General features: G+C 63.3%; 17 protein-coding genes. 5 read left to right on the plus strand and 12 right to left on the minus strand.

Going from position 1 to position 19,695, the window contains the following annotated elements:
- Nucleotides 1–4: 4 nt before the first annotated feature.
- Nucleotides 5–628, minus strand: coding sequence for a 5-formyltetrahydrofolate cyclo-ligase (locus VT84_RS21540; protein WP_052551869.1), 624 nt, complete (start codon nucleotides 626–628; stop codon nucleotides 5–7).
- Between the two features lie 120 nt (nucleotides 629–748).
- Between VT84_RS21540 and VT84_RS21545 the strand changes: the two genes are divergently transcribed.
- Complete coding sequence (locus VT84_RS21545) at nucleotides 749–1,099, plus strand: hypothetical protein (RefSeq protein ID WP_082840960.1); 351 nt, start codon at nucleotides 749–751, stop codon at nucleotides 1,097–1,099.
- A gap of 21 nt (nucleotides 1,100–1,120) precedes the next feature.
- Here VT84_RS21545 and carB read toward each other — a convergent pair whose 3' ends face one another.
- On the minus strand, nucleotides 1,121–4,438 hold the full coding sequence (carB, locus tag VT84_RS21550) for a carbamoyl-phosphate synthase large subunit (protein ID WP_082840961.1): 3,318 nt from the start codon (nucleotides 4,436–4,438) through the stop codon (nucleotides 1,121–1,123).
- Nucleotides 4,439–4,627: 189 nt separating this feature from the next.
- Between carB and VT84_RS21555 the strand changes: the two genes are divergently transcribed.
- Entirely contained in the window at nucleotides 4,628–5,509 is an 882-nt protein-coding gene (locus VT84_RS21555) for a hypothetical protein (protein WP_082840962.1), read from the plus strand.
- A 143-nt stretch (nucleotides 5,510–5,652) separates the two neighbouring features.
- Here VT84_RS21555 and VT84_RS42345 read toward each other — a convergent pair whose 3' ends face one another.
- The 7 genes from VT84_RS42345 to VT84_RS21585 form a co-directional block, all read right to left on the minus strand.
- On the minus strand, nucleotides 5,653–6,219 hold the full coding sequence (locus VT84_RS42345) for an IS630 family transposase (RefSeq protein ID WP_410000365.1): 567 nt from the start codon (nucleotides 6,217–6,219) through the stop codon (nucleotides 5,653–5,655).
- Complete coding sequence (locus VT84_RS42350; protein ID WP_052552795.1) at nucleotides 6,197–6,721, minus strand: helix-turn-helix domain-containing protein; 525 nt, start codon at nucleotides 6,719–6,721, stop codon at nucleotides 6,197–6,199. Before VT84_RS42350 ends, VT84_RS42345 begins: the two co-directional genes overlap by 23 nt.
- Before the next feature lie 147 nt (nucleotides 6,722–6,868).
- Nucleotides 6,869–7,621, minus strand: coding sequence for an HNH endonuclease (locus VT84_RS21565; protein ID WP_204249616.1), 753 nt, complete (start codon nucleotides 7,619–7,621; stop codon nucleotides 6,869–6,871).
- Between the two features lie 276 nt (nucleotides 7,622–7,897).
- Nucleotides 7,898–9,970, minus strand: coding sequence for an alpha/beta fold hydrolase (locus tag VT84_RS41045; RefSeq protein ID WP_082840963.1), 2,073 nt, complete (start codon nucleotides 9,968–9,970; stop codon nucleotides 7,898–7,900).
- Nucleotides 9,971–10,222: 252 nt separating this feature from the next.
- A complete protein-coding gene (locus VT84_RS21575; protein ID WP_082840964.1) occupies nucleotides 10,223–11,842 on the minus strand; it encodes an alkaline phosphatase D family protein in 1,620 nt (539 codons plus the stop codon).
- A 97-nt stretch (nucleotides 11,843–11,939) separates the two neighbouring features.
- Nucleotides 11,940–13,049, minus strand: coding sequence for a hypothetical protein (locus VT84_RS21580; protein WP_052551882.1), 1,110 nt, complete (start codon nucleotides 13,047–13,049; stop codon nucleotides 11,940–11,942).
- Nucleotides 13,050–13,064: 15 nt separating this feature from the next.
- Entirely contained in the window at nucleotides 13,065–14,117 is a 1,053-nt protein-coding gene (locus VT84_RS21585) for a 1,9-bis(guanidino)-5-aza-nonane synthase (RefSeq protein ID WP_204249617.1), read from the minus strand.
- A gap of 217 nt (nucleotides 14,118–14,334) precedes the next feature.
- Between VT84_RS21585 and VT84_RS21590 the strand changes: the two genes are divergently transcribed.
- The gene (locus tag VT84_RS21590; protein WP_082839551.1) at nucleotides 14,335–14,592 is read left to right on the plus strand and encodes a hypothetical protein; all 258 of its coding nucleotides are present in this window, start codon (nucleotides 14,335–14,337) and stop codon (nucleotides 14,590–14,592) included.
- On the plus strand, nucleotides 14,589–15,635 hold the full coding sequence (locus VT84_RS21595; RefSeq protein WP_082840670.1) for a hypothetical protein: 1,047 nt from the start codon (nucleotides 14,589–14,591) through the stop codon (nucleotides 15,633–15,635). Before VT84_RS21590 ends, VT84_RS21595 begins: the two co-directional genes overlap by 4 nt.
- Before the next feature lie 61 nt (nucleotides 15,636–15,696).
- Here the strand turns inward: VT84_RS21595 and VT84_RS21600 are convergent, their stop codons facing one another.
- The 3 genes from VT84_RS21600 to VT84_RS21610 form a co-directional block, all read right to left on the minus strand.
- Nucleotides 15,697–16,374 carry a tRNA-uridine aminocarboxypropyltransferase gene (locus VT84_RS21600; protein ID WP_162271800.1) on the minus strand — a complete coding sequence of 226 codons (678 nt, stop codon included), beginning with the start codon at nucleotides 16,372–16,374 and terminating at the stop codon, nucleotides 15,697–15,699.
- Nucleotides 16,375–16,523: 149 nt separating this feature from the next.
- On the minus strand, nucleotides 16,524–17,723 hold the full coding sequence (gene lhgO / locus VT84_RS21605) for an L-2-hydroxyglutarate oxidase (protein WP_052551888.1): 1,200 nt from the start codon (nucleotides 17,721–17,723) through the stop codon (nucleotides 16,524–16,526).
- 620 nt (nucleotides 17,724–18,343) lie between these two features.
- Nucleotides 18,344–19,105: a sugar phosphate isomerase/epimerase family protein gene (locus VT84_RS21610; protein ID WP_052553766.1), complete on the minus strand. Its 762-nt coding sequence runs from the start codon at nucleotides 19,103–19,105 to the stop codon at nucleotides 18,344–18,346.
- A 247-nt stretch (nucleotides 19,106–19,352) separates the two neighbouring features.
- Between VT84_RS21610 and VT84_RS21615 the strand changes: the two genes are divergently transcribed.
- Nucleotides 19,353–19,664, plus strand: a complete 312-nt coding sequence (locus VT84_RS21615; RefSeq protein ID WP_052551890.1) for a hypothetical protein — start codon at nucleotides 19,353–19,355, stop codon at nucleotides 19,662–19,664.
- Nucleotides 19,665–19,695 lie beyond the last annotated feature (31 nt).

Genomic DNA, 19,695 nt, shown 5'->3' on the forward strand with positions numbered 1-19,695 from the left:
CGGTTCACTTCCCCGCTCGGCCCTTGCCAACGATTGTGCGCGATTCGGTCAAAACCTGGTCCATGAAAACGTCGTGTGCCGCGACCGGGATCTCTTCAAAAATCTGGCAATCGAAACTGAGCGCGACGAGCGGCGCGTCGAGCCGGGCGCGCGATAGCAGCCGGTCGTAGTACCCCTTGCCCTGCCCCATCCGCCCGCCGCGTTGGTCGAAAGCCGTGCCCGGCACCATGACGAGGTCGAGATCCTCTGGTTGCACCTTCTTCGCCGGGAGGTCGCGCAGTTCCGCCTTCGGTTCCAGGATCTTGTACGCGCCCTCGACCAGTTCGCTCATGTCTTCGAGCCAGAACAGTTCGAGTTCGTTGGTCTCGACGATGCACCACGGGACGATCACGCGCTTGCCGTGGGTGAGCGCCTCCGGGAGCGTGTGCCGCGTGCGCACCTCGCTCCCGGCGTCCACGTACCACATCACCGTCTTCGCGGCGGCGTAGGCCGGCAGCGCCGTGAACTTGCGGCAGATCTCCAGGCTGATCGCGTCCTTGTTCTTCTGAGCGACCCGGTTCTTGCGCGCCAGTTCGCGGATGAACGATTTCATCGTCTGGGCGTCGGTCGGTTGGGTATCTTCGATCATGCGCGGCGCTCCGTTCGGGGTACTTGCAATCTACCACAGTAACGGTCTACCGACATCGGGAGTGGACACTTGTGAGTATATAATTCAATACACCCAAACACCAACAAACGAGGCGCTCTTGTGGTCGCTGAAAACAAACCACGTGCGGCATTCGCCATAGTAACGGTCGTGCTCCCCGGTCCGGACAAGAAACGCAGGCCGACCCCGTACATGTTCCGGGTCACGTACCGGAACCCGAACCCGAGCGAACCCGGCTGCGTGATGACGTGGACCGTGACCGGCGGGCGCGAAGAGTACCAGATCGCGGCCGAGCGCGCGAGCGACGGGCACCTGAACTGGCACTGCACGTGCCCGGACGCGGTGTACAACGGCGAGAACCGCAGCGCGTACTGCTGCAAGCACATTCACGGCTTGCAAGCACTGATGGAAACGACGGGGAACCCGGTGCGGCGCGAGCGAGCGGTGGCTTGACACCTTCGCTCGCGCTGAGGGTTATTGCTTCGGGAACCGGTCCTGAAGTGCGGTCACGGTCAGTTGTTGCTGTTTGAGTGCCCGACACGCTTCAACGGCGGCTTGTGCAGCGGACAGCGTGGTGATCGCGGTCACGCGGCTGGCGACCGCTTCGGCCCGGATCTTCGACTCGTCGGTGGAACTCCCACGACCGGTCGGCGTGTTGATGACCAACTGCACCTTCCCGTTCTTCATGTGGTCGAGCAGGTTCGGGCGCCCCTCAGCGATCTTCGGAACGTCTTCCACCGGCACACCACGTTCGCGCAAGAACTGTGCGGTCCCGCGCGTCGCGATCACCTTGAAGCCCATCTCGGCGAACCCGCGTGCGATCGGGAGCACCGCGTCCTTGTCGCGGTTCGCGACGGAGATGAACACCGTCCCGCCCTCGGGCAACCGCGAACTGGCAGCCAGTTGCGCCTTCGCGAACGCCATCGGCATCGAGTCATCGATCCCCATGACTTCGCCGGTGGACTTCATTTCCGGCCCGAGGATGATGTCCACGCCGGGGAACTTGTTGAACGGGAACACACTCTCTTTGATCGAGTAGTGCGTTGGGATCACCTCGTCCTTCACGCCCAACTCGTCGAGTGTCTTGCCCACCATCACGAGCGCAGCGAGTCGAGCGAGCGGCACCCCGGTCGCCTTCGACACGAAGGGAACTGTTCGGCTCGCACGCGGGTTCGCTTCGAGGATGTAAACCTTGGGCTTATCGGTGACGATCCCGCCCGCGCGGATCCCGGCGACCGCGAACTGGATGTTCATCAACCCTTTTACGTTCAGCGCCGTGGCCAGTTTGCGCGCCTGAACTTTGATCTCCGAAATGACGTCCGCGGGCAAACTGTACGGCGGGATCACGCACGCGGAGTCGCCGGAGTGGATACCGGCCTCCTCGATGTGCTGCATGACACCGCCGATTACGGTCCGGTTCCCGTCGCTCAGGCAGTCCACATCGACTTCAGTCGCGTTCTCAAGGAATTGGTCGATCAGTACCGGGCGGTCGCGCGACAAATCGGGTTCGACGCGGCGAATGTACGCGGTTAGTTCGTCCTCGTTGTAGATGATCTTCATGTCGCGCCCGCCGAGCACGAAGCTCGGGCGCACGAGGATCGGGAACCCGATCCGACGCGCGACCCGCAGAGCTTGCGATTCGTCCACCGCGGTGCCGTTCGCAGGCTGGAGCAGCCCGATTTCGTTGACGAGTTTGGCGAACCGCTCGCGGTTCTCGGCCACGTCGATGCTGTCCACGCTCGTGCCGATGATGGGCACGCCCGCGTCCTGAAGTGGCGTGGCGAGGTTCAGCGGCGTTTGCCCGCCGAACTGCACGATCACGCCCTCGGGCTTCATCTTGTCGTTGATGTTGAGCACGTCCTCGGGCGTAAGCGGCTCGAAGAACAAGTGGTCGGACGTGTCGTAGTCGGTGCTCACCGTTTCCGGGTTCGAGTTCACCATGATGACTTCGTAGCCGTTGTCGCGCAGTGCGAACGCGGCCTGCACGCAGCAGTAGTCGAACTCGATACCCTGACCGATCCGGTTCGGCCCGCCGCCGAGGATCATGATCCGCGACTTCCCGCTGGACGGGCGGACCTCGTCTTCGCCCGGGGAGAAGTACACGGGTTGGCCCGACTGCTGGACCCGCGCGCCTGGCTCGTAGGTCGAGTAGTAGTACGGCGTGTACGCCTCGAACTCGGCCGCGCAGGTGTCCACGCTCTTGAACACCGCTTCGATCCCGAAGCTCTTGCGGAGCTTCCGAACTTCGGCTTCCGCGACGTTCCAGATGTGCGCCAGTTGCCGGTCGATGAACCCGCTCTGCTTGGCCTTCAGCATCAGCTCGGGCGTGACCTTATCGAGCGAGCCGACCGCACGCAGTTCGTGTTCGATGTTGACGAGATCCTCGACCCCGCGAAGGAACCAGGGATCGATCTTCGTGCGCTGGTGGATCTCGTCGAGCGACATCCCGGCGAGGAAGGCGTACCGCAGGTACCAGACCCGCTCCGCATTGGGGCTGGAGAGCTTGAACGTGATCTCCTCGCGCGCGGGCGGGTTCGCGGTGCCCCACCGGTCGCGCTTGTCGCAGCCGAGGCCGAAGCGGTTGACTTCCAGACCGCGGAGCGCTTTCTGGAGAGACTCCTTGAACGTGCGGCCGATCGCCATCGTTTCGCCGACGCTCTTCATCTGCGTGGTGAGCGTCGGGTTCGCTTCCGGGAACTTCTCGAACGCGAATCGAGGAACTTTCGTCACGACATAGTCGATGGTCGGCTCGAAGCAGGCCGGCGTTTCGCGGGTGATGTCGTTTCGGAGTTCATCGAGCGTGTAGCCGACCGCGAGTTTGGCCGCGATCTTCGCGATCGGGAACCCGGTGGCCTTCGACGCGAGGGCGCTACTGCGTGACACGCGCGGGTTCATTTCAATCGCGATCATGCGCCCGTCGGCCGGGTTGATCGCGAACTGAATGTTGCTGCCGCCGGTTTCGACCCCGATCTCGCGGATGATGTCCTTCGCCTTGTCGCGCATCCGCTGGTACTCCTTGTCGGAGAGCGTTTGCGCGGGGGCGACCGTGATGCTGTCGCCGGTGTGGACCCCCATCGGGTCGAGGTTCTCGATGGAGCAGATGATGACGACGTTGTCGGCCCGGTCGCGCATCACCTCCAGCTCGTACTCTTTCCAGCCGATCACGGACTCTTCGACGAGAACTTCCGTGGTGGGCGAGAGCTGCAGCCCGTGGGTGATGAGGTCGCGGTACTCGTCGCGGTTGTACGCGATCCCGCCGCCGGTGCCGCCCATCGTGAAGCTCGGGCGCAGCACGCACGGCAGCCCCACTTCTTCGACCGCGCGCATCGCCTCTTCGAGCGAGTGAACCACGACCGATTTCGGCACGGAGACGCCGATCTTCAGCATCGCGTCCTTGAACCGCTGCCGGTCCTCGGCCTTGTCGATCACGTCCGCGTTGGCGCCGATCATCTCGACGCCGTGCTTCGCCAGCACGCCCTTCTTGAACAGGTCCATCGCGGTGTTGAGCGCGGTCTGCCCCCCGAGGGTGGGCAGGAGCGCGTCGGGGCGCTCCGCGACGATGATCTTCTCAACAACTTCCCAGGTGATCGGCTCGATGTACGTGCGGTCGGCCGTCTCCGGGTCGGTCATGATGGTCGCCGGGTTGGAGTTCACCAGGACGACCGAATAGCCCTCTTCGCGAAGTGCTTTGCAGGCCTGCGTTCCCGAGTAATCGAACTCGCACGCCTGGCCAATGATGATGGGGCCGGAGCCGATGAGCAGGATCTTCTTGATGTCGGTACGTTTCGGCATGGTTCTCGATCAACAGGTGAGCCGCGGCGCCCAGCGGACCAGGGGGCATGGTGTATTTCCGGCGCAAACTCCGCTTAGCTTATGAACGTGGCGCCCGCGGCCAAGAGCGCGACGCGCGTTGCGAGCGGGTCTGTGGCGCGTAGCATGACCCAATCGCGCCATCCGGCCGGTTCTTTCAGGAGCTGACACATGTTCCGTCGATACGTTCCGCTGGTCGCCGCAATCGGCATTCTCGCCGGGTGCAACAAGAACCGCGACGGCACCGCTCAGAGTGAAGGTGATCCGAACGCGACTTACACGATCAAGATCCGCTCGGAGCACGCGGGGGACCGAACGGACGAAATCGAGTCCGAGAGCGGAACATCCGAGACGGTCACCAAAGGCAATAACGAGAAAGAGAAGCGGGACAAGAAAGTGGAGTATCGCGAGGAAGTCATCGAGATGCCGACCGGGGCTGTGAAACCGACCAAGCTCACTCGCACTTACAAAGTGGCCCAGCAGTTCGACTCGAAAACGGGCACGATGAAACCGCTACCCTACGAGGGAAAAACAGTTGCGATCGAGAAGAAGGGCGCCAACTACACGTTCACGGCCGACGGCAAAAAGATGAGCGCTCAGGACGCGGGCGACTTGACCCGCGAGTTCTCCAAGGCGAACGCCGGCAAGATCGACGACTTCCTGCCGAAATCGGCCGTCAAAGTCGGTGAGTCGTGGACCGTCGACCCTGCGGGGGTCAAAGCGCTCGGGGCAATACCGCTCCCGATCGATCTGGCTCGAAGCAAAATCACCGGAAAACTGACGCGCGCGTACACAAAAGACGGGAAACCGTGGGGAGCCGTCTCCCTCGACTGTGATCTGGCCGTAGGTTCGGGCGCCGGGGCACCGGGAATGGGCGGTGCAACCGGAACGATCAAGATGACCGGTGGGTTCGATGCCGTGATCGACGGTTCCTCGCGCGAGGGTACTATGACCATGAGCACCAAAATGGACGCGGTCATCAAGGACGTGCGCGGGGAGATGAAAGTCACCGTTGATATGACGGCGACGAAAACCGTGCAAAACGCGAAGTAAGGCAGTCCACGGCGTGAAAGGCACTGAAATAGAGCCGCGGATCACGCGGATCAAACAAATGAGCACATTTGTAGCCCCGGTAAGGGCGACAGCGAGTAGCCAGGGGTGGAGCGTAAACCCTGGCTGATTCTTCAATTTATGCTTTACGCGCCCAGGAGTGACACATTGTTCCAGGTCTGGAAGTTGTGGGCCAACAGAGTCGCCAGTTTCTCTCGATGTTTGGTCGGCAGATCCGCGAGGCACCCGTCGATGGCACTCTGGAACCTCTTGAAGTCCTGATGGTGCCGACTGTTGAGCACGTCCTTCTTCACGAACTTCCACAGGCGCTCGATCAAGTTCAGGTTCGGCGAGTACGACGGCAGGAACAGCAGCTCGATCCCCAACTGCTTGGCCGCGTCCTGCACCAACACGCACCGCTGATACCGGGCGTTGTCCAGCACCAACGTGACGGGCACCGAGCCCGCCCGGCGCGCGATCGTGTGAAGCAACGCGCACACCGACGTGGCGGTGATGTACGTCGTGTTGATCTCCGTCACCAGTTCGTGCGTGACCGCGTTCAGCGCGCCCAGCACGTTGTACCGCTGCCGACCACTTGCCGCGCGCACGTGCAACCGCACGAAGCACCACACCCAACCCAGGAACGACGCCAATACGAAGTGCGACGCATCCACGAAGTACACCGACCGCTTACCGCTCCGCGCCTCCGCCAACTTCGGTTCCAGGTCCGCCTTTTAAAAAGTCCGCCTGCGCTCGGGCGTGTTCCTCGATCGTCTTCTTGGGCGGGACCGGGATCGGTGCCACCTTCAAGCACTTCATCCCCAGGTCGTCCTTGAGGAATTTGCGCACCCGCGACACTTTTCGTCGGACGCCCGTCAGCTCCTCGATCCGCCGCGCCGCCTCGTGAGCCGTGTGAGGCGGGTGCTTGCGGAACTCCTGTTCGATCGTTGCCGCGTGTGGCGTCAGGGCACTGGGTTGTCCCTTCCACCCGAACGACCGAATCCCATCGAGGCCCTTCGCCGCGAAGATGTGCAAGGTCCGCTGAACCGTGGACCGGGACACGTTGGCGAGTTCGGCGATGCGCCCGTGCGACTCGTTCTTGCTCTTGAGCCACAGGATCTCCATGCGCTCCTGAACGCGCGGGTCCGGGTGCCCGTACCGATCGCGCACAATCGCTTCGACAACCGACTCGGGGAACGAGTACGTGGGACGCATGGAGCCTCTCCCGGTAACGGATTACGGTGAGCACCGATCTTCCGCTACAGCACCAGGCTCCTCAAGGATAAATTGTGTCACTCCAGGGTACGCTGAGAATAATGTGCTAAAATCGGCGAGTGACTTGGATTCATTTCATCGGTTAGATCATTGATTTTTTGTTACCAATCGCGTCGCGAGTAAGAACGCCCTTACCTCGTCGATGCTGTACGCTGGCGCTCGTCGATGCAATACAGCGTGGCAATTTGGGCACACGGGCCGAAGATCGGTAATTGGATCAACCTCAGATTCTTCACCGATTTCGGAAAGCGGGCGGAGGTGGTGAACGTGGATTAACCCCTCTGCAACTTGTCCGTAAACGGCACCAAAAGAGAAGCCACAAATCGCACAGCCTGTACCGTAGTGCGTGACACAGAGCTTTCTCGCACGCGGGTCGCGTTCGTAAGCGTTTACCGTAACTTGGTACTTGGCCCCTTCCCGAATCGGTGCGGAGGTATCGAGCTCATCTGCCAGAGATTCAACCAATTGGTTCGCTTCTTGTGACACGTAACTGGGCCGCGGCAGCACTATGCCCAAGAGTGACTCGAGGTACTCCAGTACAGCCGGTGAGAAGCTCCTCTTAAAAGGCGATACACGTTTGTACGAAGCCGCGTCCCGAATATACACATCGTGCGCGGCGCGGATCGAGTGAGGCAGATTCGCCATGCCGGTAGTCGGCACCACGCAAACGCCAGAAGGAACGGGGACAGCCCGATAGACCGGTTCTCCTCCAATTTGCGCGATGAACGGCGAGTTCACACCAAGGTCGAGCGGCGCGCGAAAAAGAAAGCGACAGTCACTTGCGTAAAGTGTCAACGTCTCGACTTGGCCGACATTCAACCGCAAGGATTCGGCGTACATTGTGACTCCCCAACTTCCCTCGGCTGCCGCGTGCGCGGTTCGGATGGAGTCGGCAAAATTATTCGCACACGCCCGCATGACGCCGGGGTCCGGCCACAGCCACCGGAACAATCGCGCGGCACTACGAGGATCGCATCGATCAATGGTGTTGTTGAACCCGTTTGGAAAGGCTGACATGGTTGTGCTCCTCACCGGCCAAATCCACGGATGGTATCAAATGGAGGTGACGTTTGGAACTACCACGAACGCACGTTGCGGTAGGCGATCCCAGCGCCATCACTTCGATTTGAGCCGCTCGATCAGGAAGTCGGCAGAAGTCTTGTACTTCGGGTGCGCTTTGCCGGGATAGACCAACACGCACTCTATTCCCTCTGCCTTCAGCTTTTCTTCGAGGATCATGCCGAGCAGGGCGGAGTGCGTGGGATCGTCCTGGTTCTCTCCCTTCACCGGCGGCTTCTTTTGCGACGGGTATTCCATGAAGACCGGCGGGTCGTCTTTTGTGACGTGCGTGATCGGCGAATACTCCTCGATCCACGGGAGCAGTTTCTCGCGCTGATCGAAGAACACTTGAAACGCGCCGTCGCGGTTGGTCGAAGTGCGCACGCCGAATGCGTGACCGCCGTAGCGGGCGTTCGGCATCCATTCGCGCAGCACCTTCGGATCAAGGGTCGTCTGCGCGCCATTGACGGCAACGCAAGACAGGCGCGTCGATTCGCGGCTGACGGGATCGGCGCTCTTGGGATCGGCGAGGTCGTTGTGGAACGCGAGCCACAACGACGAACACGCGCCGGCCGATCCACCGGTCGCACCGACGCGCGTCTTGTCGAGGTTCCATTCCGCCGCCTTCGAGCGCACGAATTGCAGTGCTCGTGCTGCGTCGTCGAGTGGCCACTTGACCGGCGGTTTGATGCCGGCCGCGTCCGCTTGTGTGACCAGCCGGTAGTTGATCGCGACCACCGAAATACCCGCATCAAGGTAGCGCTTTACACCGTTGCGGTAGCCGCTCTTATCACCGTTCACCCACCCGCCGCCGTGAATGAGCAACACGACCGGCGTGGACGACTTCGACTCAGCCTTCCAGAAGTCAAGCACCTGGCGCTCGTGCGTGCCATAAGCGACGTTCGCCGCCGTCCGCGCGATGGCCGGAGCGGGCGCCACGGGCCGCGGATCGGCCGCGAGGACCGCGTGCGGCGCGGTGACTTCCAGCCCGCGCTCGTCGGTCACCGCGAGTTCGTACACCACTGGGCGATTGGCCGGCAGTTTCGCAGTTACCACCCCGTCTTTGATGTCCGCGTCGATCGATTTCCAGTCGCGCTTCTGCCACGGCCCTTCCGCGACCGCGTAGTGCAGGTGCGCCGACTTCAACTTCACCTTGCTCGACACCTTCGCACTCACGGTATCACCGGCGCGCATCACGCCGCTGATAGACGGAAGCGGGTCGCCTTTCTTCAGGTGCGTGTCGATGAACGCATCCACTTCGCCGAATGTCCAGATGTGACCGTGCGGTAACCGCACGCGGACGGACAGCGTGCGCGGCCCTTTGACCAGTTCGTAGCACTTCTGGTAACTGTCCATTGGGTACGCGAAGTCGTTCGTGCCGTTCAGGAACAGGATCGGACACTTCACGTTCGGCAGGTACTTCGACGGGTCGAACGTCTCCACCCAGCGCTTGCGGCGGTCCGCATCGACTTTGTCGAAACGCGCCTCCTTCCACGCGCTGTTCTCGTGCAAGAACCCGCACCCGTAGACCGGCACGGCAGCTTTGAATCGGTCATCGACCCCCGCGACGATGCACGTGAGGTACCCGCCCCAACTGATGCCGGTCACCGCGACCCGATCCTTGTCCACTTCCGCGAACGAGCGCAACAAATTGTGCCCGCGGATCACGGCCGCGATCGCGTGGTACGTCCACATGTCGTTCACAGTTTTGTCGTCGAAGGCGCGGAACTTCGCGTCGTCGGACTGGTCCGGTCCGCCGTCCGCGAGTCGGCCGTTCGGCCCGTTGCCGGCGAGGTCCATCGCGAGCGCGCAATACCCGCGTGCGGCCCAGTGCTCGGCCCACGCCTGGAACGCCTTCCCACCCCCGCCGTGAACGAGTACGACCGCGGGGAACGGCCCATCGCCCTTCGCGGGGCGAGCATAGTACGCGAACACGCGCGTCGGCTTCCCTCGGTACGGTTCACCGGGGTAGTACACCTCGCGCGCCTTTTCGACCTCCTTACCCCACTCCGGTTTCACCTCGGCGCGCCCGAGCGCGACCACGTCCCACGGTCCCGTCTTCGGGGGATCAGCGGCGAACAGTGTAGAGGGCGCAAATACGAGAAACAGGAGAGCAACGGCGCGCGTCATCTGGGAGACCAATGGGAGTGCGGGGACAACAAACGGCACACGGTTGTTTGTCGTGCGGGCAGATCGGCAGTGTGACGCGCGATGCGGGCGGATGCAAGATATGGCCCGAAGTTGTGGGGCCGTTGAATGTGCGCACGAGCGGCCGGAAGTGCGAACTACGAAGAACTCAACGGCCCTGTCGGAGTTGCCTGCCACAACCACGAGCGGATCAGGTGCGACCGATCTGATTTCGGTCGCACCCGGCGCTTTTCATCACGCCTTCGTGACACCAGTTTTCCCGGCTTCAACGACGAACGACGCACGCACGTCCGCGGGCGCACCAGCTTTCAGCACGTCTTCCACGATGACGTAATCGCTGCGCCACTCCTTGGATGTAATGGCACACCGCACGTACCCGCGCTGACGGTTGTGGAACTTAATGAACGGGTTCTCGGCCAGGAGCGTGTCGAGGTTCTTCGGCTCCTTGACCCCGTTCCCACCGCTAGTAATCGACGTGCCGACGAACTCGGCCGCGACCACCGGGGTGTCAAGTTTGCGGTCGTCCACGCGCAGGTCATTGACCCAATTGGAGTGGATATCGCCGGTCAGCACCACCGGGTTCGAGACTTTTCGGTCCGCGATCCACTGCATGAGCTTCATGCGCTCGTGCGCGTACCCGGGCCACTGGTCCATCGAATACTTCTTCGGTTCGCCGGCCGCAAGGTCCGCCATGCCCATCATCACCTGTTGCGCGAGCACGTTCCAGGTGCTCGTGGACTTCAGAAGCGCGGACCGGAGCCACCCAGCCTGTTTGGTGCCGAGGATCGTGTTGTTCGGGTTGAGCGCGTCGTCGTTGAGTTCCGAAGACCGGTCCCCGTTGGGCTGATCCGTGCGATACTGCCGCGTGTCGAGCACCTGAAACTCCGCGAGCCGGCCGAACGCGATCGAGCGGTACAGTTTCAGGTCCGGGCCGTTCGGCACGCACCCCTTGCGCAGCGGCATCATCTCGTAGTACGCTTGATAAGCGTTCGCCCGCTGTTCGAGGAACGTGGCCGGGTCCGCCTTCATCTTCCCCTTCGGCTGTTCTTCCTGGATGTCGTTGGCGTAGTTGTTGTCGAACTCGTGGTCGTCCCAGGTCACGACCCACGGGAACCGGTTGTGCGTCCTCTGGAGGTGCGGGTCGGTCCGGTACTGGGCGTGCCGGTTGCGGTAGTCCTCGAGCGTCTTGATCTTGCCGTCCTTCGGCCCGACGTGCTTGCGTACCACCTTGGCGGTCTCGCGGCTCGGGTACTCGTAGATGTAGTCGCCCAGGTGGAACACGAGGTCGAGATCGTCCTTGGCCATGTGCTCGTAGGCCGTGAACAACCCCTGCTCGTAGTGCTGGCACGAGGCGAACGCGAACTTCAGCTTCTCGGGCGTGCTCGACCGCTCCGGCGTGGTGCGGGTGCGCCCGACGGGGCTGATCGCTCCGCCGCACTGGAACCGGTAGAAGTACCAGCGGTCCGGCTTCAACCCCTCGACTTCAACGTGAACCGAGTGCCCCAGTTGCGGGGTCGCGATCACAGTGCCGGTCTTCAGAACAGTCTTCATTCCTTCATCGTCGGCCAGTTCCCACCGCACCTCGACGTTCTCGGGAGCCATCCCGCCAAATTCGTCCAGCGGCTTCGGAGCGAGCCGCGTCCACAGTACCACGCCCGTATCGGTGGGATCGCCAGACGCGACCCCGAGCGTGAACGGGTCCGCGGTGAACTTCGGCTGCCGGGCCACGCGCCCGAATGCACGAGCACCGACCGTGGGGAGCGCGGCCAGCGCTGCGCCGTAAGCGAGGAACAGGCGGCGCGAAACGCCGCCCTCGGAGCGCACCGCGGCGCGCAGGTTCGACAGGTCCAGCATGGCAGCACCTCGGGCGAATGGGAGCGAATACCGAAAGGCTACGAAGCCATGCCGTGGTAACCGCGAAGTTCGGGTGAAACCGGCGTGAACGCCGCGCTCAGTGCGCCGCACGCAACGCGCGGTAGAGGGTGTGAATGAAGCCGGCGTTGTCGTTCTGGAGGTAGTGCATGGCGCCGCCCATGCGCGAGTAGCTCTTACAGAACCGCAGGTAGTACGCGGGGTTCGTCTTCGGCGGTTCACCCTTCGTCCAGTCCCAGTTCCCGCCGTCCTGGAGATCGACCACGAAGATCGCGTGGTCCTTCACCACGTCGCGCCCGCTCTGGAGTCGCAGATTGTTCACGCAACTGATGCTCTTCTCGAACACTTGCGGCCCCATGATCGCCGAACCCACCGAGAGCACGATGCCCCCATCAAGCCCATCCACAGAGCCGCCGAACAGCTTGAAGTCCCACTCCGCGGCGCGCCCGATCGCCGATCCGCTAAACACCGGGTGGTTCGAGATGATGTCGTACCCGATACCGGGGTGAACCGTGACTGGCACACTGTGGCGGTACGCTTGCGCCAGAATCGATGCGTGCTTCCACTTGTGGTCGATCTGTACGCGCCCCGGCGCCCAGTTCTGCTCGCGCATCGCGTGAAGGAGATCAGCCCGCGCCGCGGTGAGCGGGTGCGCGGGGTCGGCCGCGATCAGTCGCATCAACTCTTCGGTTGTCGGGAGTGTGACGCCGTCCTCGTGGATGAGCTTGCCGAGCGACACGCCGTAGCCGAGCCCATCAAGTGCGCCGGCCATGATCGCGAGGTGAATCGTTGACGCGGTCTCGTGCCACGTCCCGAAGTGCCCGCCCGCGACGCCCATTTCGACGCTCTCGGTGCTCGCGCCGAACCACGCATACTCCCAGTCGTGAATCGTACCCGCGCCGTTTGTCGCCAGGTGGGTGATCCACCCCGCGGCCATCATTCGTTCGAGGATGCTCGCGGCCCCGTTACGGAGCAGGTGCGCCCCGTAAATGAGCATCACACTCGCACCGCGAGCGCGAGCCGCTTTAATCTGTACCGCGCACGCGCGAATGAGGGCCGCGTTCTCCTCGGAACACGGCTTCGGCTCCGCGTCCGGGTTGATGAGGATGTCATCGGCGCGCGTCAGGCTTTCGCGCTGGGCGAGCGGGAACACCTTCAGTTGGCTCAGGTCCAGGGGTCGAACGGGCACGACAACTCCTTCGGGTCACGAAACGGCGGCGGGTTCGAGTAACCGGTTCCACTTGCGACCGGTACGGGCCTTCCACGAACCCTTGTGGTACGCATACCCGAAGATCAGCGGGACCGCCAGCGTTGCTTCGCTGTACACCATCTGCTCGAACGCGAGATCGACCTTCCCCCAACTTGATGCTTCCTTCAGCGTGCTCCCGGACAGCGCCCCGTCGCGCACATCGGCCACCGTCACCTGCACCGCGTACTTGTGCATGGGCACCTCCTGCCCCATCACGTCGGCCGCGACCACGATGTCTTGAGCGAAGTTTTTCGGCACCCCGCCGCCCACCATGAACAGCCCGGTCGTCGGGTTCGCGATCTTCAACTGGGTCAACTCGTAGAAATCCTTCGCGCTGTCCAGTGAGAGCTTTGGGCCGTCGCCTTTCGCGTGCTGGTGCGCGACCAACCCGAACCCCGCGGAGCAGTCCGAGAACGCCGGGCAGAAGATCGGCACATCGGCCTTGTACGCCTCGTACACGATGCTGTCCGGGGTCTTGCACCCGTTCTTCTCCAGGTACGCGCCCATCGCCCGGATGTACTCGCGCGACGAGTGCGGGCGCGGCTCCAGTTCGTCCGCAATCACGCGCGTAGTGTCGTCGCAGATACGCAGTTCGTCCTCGTCGATGAGCGTGTCGTAGATTCGGTCGATGTGCAGGTCGCGCAGTTCTGCGTCGAACATCCCCGAGCGCAGTTTTTCCTCACCGACCCAGTGCCGGAACCCGAGCGCCTCGAAGAAGTCCTGGTCCACGATGTTCGCCCCGGTGGAAACGATCGCGTCCACCATGTTGCACCGGATCGCATCAACGAACACCTTCTTCAACCCGGCGCTCACGAGCGACCCGGCCAAACACAGAATCACACCGCAATCTTTGTCTTCCACCATGCGATGCGTGATGCCCGCAGCGCGAGCCAGATCGCGCGCGGTGAACGCGGTCCGGCCCATCGCCTCGACCAGCGGCACCGGATTGAACTTCATGACGTCGATGTGTTCGACGGGGGTGTGCAGGTAGTCCGTTTTCGTCGGCACGCGCGGCTCCGGTTCGGGCATAAAAACGAAAAAAGCCACCCTGTTTGTCCGCTACGGGGCTGCCTGCTGGCAACAACCCGCCATTGCGAACAAGGGTGGCTGAACGAACCGAATCTTACCCCCTACCCCTCCACAGTCAAGGCCGCCAGGGTGTCGCTGTAGATTTGGGCATCGGCTTGGGGTTATTCTATTTCACCCCATTTCATGGAGTGGCAGGATGCCCACGTTGACCGTCGAATACACCACGGACGCCGAGCGGATCGAACTCGAACGGGCCATCGCCTACGTCCAAGAGATGCGGCGGTTGGGAACGACGGCCGCCCACGGCACCGTACTCGAGGCCTGCGAGACCTTTGCATTGGGCACCGGTCGCCGGCTCCTCCGTGACAACCTCGCGGCCACCGTCCAGGCTCGCGCCGACCTGGAAAAAAAGTCGCCGGGTGGCGGTCCAAAGGGCGACACCGCCGGACGGTGACGACCGCCCTCGGGCCGGTCCAACTCGACCGCGAGTACTCGTGGTGCCGAGGTCACGGGGGCACGTTCCGAGCCGACCACGCCCTCGGGATCGAGGGCTTCCTCACCCGGCAGGCGACGCGGTTGCTGGTGCTGGCGGGCGTCGAGCACTCCTTCGCGCGGGCGCAACAGGTTGTGGCGGAGTTCTGCGGCTGGCAGGTCGACGACGAGGTGATTCGTCAGGCGACCCACGCCCAGGCCAAGCGGGCGGCGGCCGCGCGCCCCGGCCGGGGCGACGCGGGGCGGTTCGCGACCGCGAAAGGCGCGGTGGAGGTGCTGATCGACGCGGGCAAGGTGAACACGCGCGACGGCTGGCGGGACGTGAAGGTCGGCCTATTTTGCAAGCGAGAAGCGGGCGCGTCGGCCACTCCCGAGGAGTGGGACACGCGCACCTTGCCCGGCCCGACCGTTCGCACGGTGCGTGCGGCGATCGAAGGGTGTGGCGCGTTCGGTACCCGGCTGCGAGAGGAATCGGATCGGCTGGGCGTGACGACCGCCCGCGATGTGACGGTGCTGGGCGACGGGGCCGAGTGGATCTGGAACCTGGCGTCGGACCACTGGCCCCAGGCGGCAGGCGTTCTGGACGTGTATCACGCCCTGGAACACGTCGGGGACGCGGTGAAGGGCACCTTCGGGGACGCGACGGGCGCGGCGGACGCGCCGGCGCGAGCCGGTCGTGCGGCGTTGGTGGCCGGGGGGAAAGTCGGTCTGGAGCGGTGGCTGGCCGGGGTGCTCGCGGCGGCACCGAGCGACGTCTCGACCGCTCCGTTGCTGGGGCTGGCGGCGTACATGGCCAAGCACCCGACCCGCTTGGATTACGCCCCGCGGTTGGCACGCGGGCAGAGTATCGGCAGCGGTGCGGTGGAGGGAACGATCAAGCAAGAGGTGAACTTGCGGTTGAAGCGAACGGGCGCGCGGTGGCGGGCCGAACACGTCGGCCCGCTGGTCGAACTCCGCGCCCTGAGCCACACACCCGATTGGCAAGCGCTCTGGGCGGCGGCGTAACCGCCCAAATCTACAGCGACACCCGGCCGCCATCACCCGAGCGACTAAGAAGCCACCTGGTTCAACACGGGCCGGGGTCGGGCGAGTGGGATGGGAGAACGCTCCCTGGAAGCGCGTCCTCAACACCGCCATACACGTCACCAAGTTTGAGCTTGCCGCGAACAAGCAGCATGCGGTCGGTGGCTCGCCGGTAGAAGTCGAGGAGCGGCCCGCCGACCGCCTCTCCCTCCAGGACACCGAGCGTTTGGGCTACCGCCTCGTAGGTCGACATGCGGTGCCCCAGGAGGTTGCGGCGCAAGGCCGTTCCCTCAAAGGCCCGGGTCGGGAGCGCGACCTTCATGGCGCCGGCGAGGAGCGGGAGCCGCTTCACCATGCGGCCCGCCTGCTTCCAGTTGCCGTCCGGGACGATGAGTGCCAGCGGCGACGGTAGAGTGGCAGCGAATTCCGGAGTCAGAGTCCGCGCCCCACGACCGGGGAAGAGCACGACCGGGGTCGCGCCCGCGGGCACGTAGGACGCGAGGTCGGCCGGGGGCTCCCGTCCCCCGTGACCGACGATCGTAGCGTTGCGGACCGCCAGTGTGAGGAGGCGGGCCGTGTTGCTCGTCCGGCCCAAATCGTGGACGTGGACGACTAAGAGGAGCGAAGTGCGAGTGGCAACTCGTGGGGCTTGCGCACACAAGCACAGCCATTTGTGGAGACGACAAATGGGACACGGAGTGGGGTCGCGGTCAACGGACATCGGGCTCCTGGTCGCAGCGGGTTGGCACTCGCGTTCACTGAAAGTCTCGGCGAACCGCGAGCGCCAACGAACCGGAAGAGCTATCATCCTCGCGCGGCCCCACACGACAAGCCCTATCACCCGAACGGACGCCGGTCTTCGTGATTCATCTACACAAAACGCGGGGCGACCCGGTCCACGATCGTTTCACCGATCCGGAGCGACGCGGTGGCCGCGGGCGACGGTGCATTGCAGACGTTCACCACGCGATCGGCTTCTTGAATGAGGAAATCGTCCACCAGTCCGCCGTCCGGCGCTACGGCCTGAGCGCGGATACCAGCCGGCGCCGGTTCCAGATCGTCGGCGGTGATCTCTGGCACCAAGCGCTGAAGCGCGCGAACGAACGCGGCCTTGCTCAGCGACCGCCACATTTCGCCGAGGCCCATCTTCCAGTGTTTCGCCCCCATCCGAACGAACCCGCGGTAAGTGAGCGTTTCGAGCAGGTCACGCGGGTTCAGCCGGAAGAACGAGTACGCCTCGCGCCCGAACGCGAGCACCGCGTTGGGTCCGCACTCGACGGACCCGTCGATCATCCGCGTGAAGTGGACCCCGAGGAACGGGAACTGCGGGTCCGGGGTCGGATAAATCAGGTTCCGGCACAACCGGTACGCGGACGGTTTCAGCTCGAAGTATTCCCCGCGAAACGGCACGATCTGCGCGCCGGGATTCTGCCCCGTGAGCCGCGCGACGCGGTCCGAATGCAACCCGGCGCAATTCACCAGTTGGGAGGCGATGAACTCTCCCCCGCTACTCACGACCGTCACGCCGTCCGGTTTGCGATGAACGGAGGTGACTTTTGCGCCGAACACCACGGCCCCACCCGCGATGCGCACCTTCTCGGCAAGGCGCTCGCACACCTGGCGGTAGTTCACGATCCCCGCTTCGGGAACGTGGATCGCGGCCACACCGCTCGCGTGCGGTTCCAGTTCCGCGAGCCGGGCCTTGTCAACGAGCGCGCAGTTGATGCCGTTCGCCTGCCCGCGCTCGTAGATGCGGTTGAGTGCGGGCAGGTCCGCGTCGGATACGGCGACGATCACCTTGCCGCAAATCTCGTGAGCGATCCCCTCTTCCGCACAGAAGGTCTCCATCGCCTTCTTGCCCGCGCGACAGTTGATCGCTTTGAGCGAACCGGGCTTGTAGTAAATGCCCGAGTGAAGGACACCGGAGTTGTGGCCGGTCTGGTGAACCGCGACCCGATCCTCTTTTTCCAGCACAACGACCCGCTTGTCGGGGCACCGTTTGGTGAATTGGTAGGCCGTTGCCAGCCCGACGATCCCGCCCCCAACAACAACCAAATCACTCGTCTGCATGTCCGCTCCCAAAGCCCGGTCCCGACGCTGTGCCGCGGAACGTACCGGTTGGCCCGTTCCGTGAACAAGGTCGACTCCATCCGTCTGGCCTCGGGGCGGCTAACATTTGCTAACATTTCCGGACCGACCAGAACCTACCAATCGCCACAACTGCATTTCTGGTAAAGTTTTACAAAACAACACAAGTAATATGCGCGTTACTCTTCTTGCGCGCTCGTGACGTCATGAAACAGTCTCTGCGATACACGAAGCAATCCTCATACGTGAACGCATTTTAACGGCCACAGAAAATGAACGCAAGTATATTATTCGATTTCTGTTGGTGAAGCACGACCCAATCTCCAAATCGCGAATGCCACGAGCAGATGACACGCCGACTCACGCTCACACATTCAATGATCGGGGCAAACGGCGGATGCTTTAAAGAAGAGTTTTTGACAGGATTCACAGGATCAACCGGATCAAGACAAGAAGGTATCCGAAACTCTGTCGACACTGTAAATTCTGTCAGATTGTGTGCTGGGTATTCGCTGGCGGCTCGCCCGAATGTAGCCGCACTCAAAACAACGAGGCACGGACGCTTGAGCCCGTGCCTCACGCGATGGGAATCGCTCAGCGGCTCACACGAGCGATTCGAGCAGGTACTTCAACTTGCGCACTTCGGGTTCAACGGGGAACGAGTTTTCGGGCATATCCCGGATGTCGACCGTCAGCGCCCGGTCGTAGCGGCACCGGTCGAGCTGCGAAATCACCTTACCGTATTCGAGTTCGCCCTGGCCGATGCGCACCTGGAACTGGTTGGGCATGCTCCCAGTATCGCGCACTCGCACGTGGCGCACATACTTATAAAGGCTGTCGTAATCGGCCTTTGCGTGCGGACCGACGTGATAGTGACTCGGGTCGAGCGTCAGCGCCAGCCCGGGCACGCGGCGGCACAGTTCGGCAGCGCCGAGCGGGTCGGCGGTGACCGTGGCCGAGTGCGTTTCGACGGCCAGAATCACGCCCTCGGTTTCCGCAACGCGCACCCAGTCCTGCAACCGCGCGACTTCGACGTCCAAATCGCTCCCGATCGGTGCGGCGGGAATCGTAATTAGCGGCACGGTAGAAACGCGCGCCAAGCGGCACACGGCGTGGAACTGCACCCGCGCAACGGCCGGATCGGACGCGCCGATCACGAGGTGGATCGCAGCGAGCGGCAGGTTCGAGGCCTTCAGGCGCTGGGCCACTCGCCCAACATCGGCGGCGACTTCTGCGGGCGTGAGCTGAGAGCTGCCGTCGTGGATCGCAAGGTCGGCCTTCGTGAATCGCATCTCGCGAACAGTGCGAAGGGCGTCCTCCAGCGACACCTTGCTGAAGCTAAGCGTCGAGCAGGCAACGTACACGGCGAATCCTCCCCCGCGCCCCGGGTCCATACAGACGGACGGGTCGCGTTCCCCCAAATGTTCTTCCCGGCGCCCTCCGACCCCCGTCGGAACACGCGCGGTGGAGTTCCCCCCACTCCGAGCCGGGTGAATAACGATCGCGAAATCCGCTTGCAAGCAAAAAGTTCCCAAAACTCGGCTTGCGGTCACGCGATCGCGGGGGTACGGACGCCCCAGGTTACGCACTCGCACCACAGTTAGGGAACCGATGGGTCCGCTTCCGATTGCCCAGTGGAACGACGCACTCGACCGGATGGAATCCGCACTCCTCTCCGCCACCCGCGCACTCGACCGCCACGAGGAGCGGTGGGAGCGCGCGGTCGCGCCGTCGGCCGGTGAGGGGGAACCGCCGCTCGCGCTGAACCGCATCGACGGGCGCCTGGAGGATTGGCAATCGCGTCTGCGCGCCGCGGACGAATTGACCACATCGGTTGAGCGCGAACTGGCGGAACGCACGGTGGCCGTGGAACGCTGGCGCACGCTGTTCGCAAAATGGGAAGGGCTACTAAAAAGGGAGTAACGGGTCGCGCCCGGAAATTTCCTTTAACGCG

The organism is Gemmata sp. SH-PL17, assembly GCF_001610855.1.
Classification (GTDB): domain Bacteria; phylum Planctomycetota; class Planctomycetia; order Gemmatales; family Gemmataceae; genus Gemmata; species Gemmata massiliana.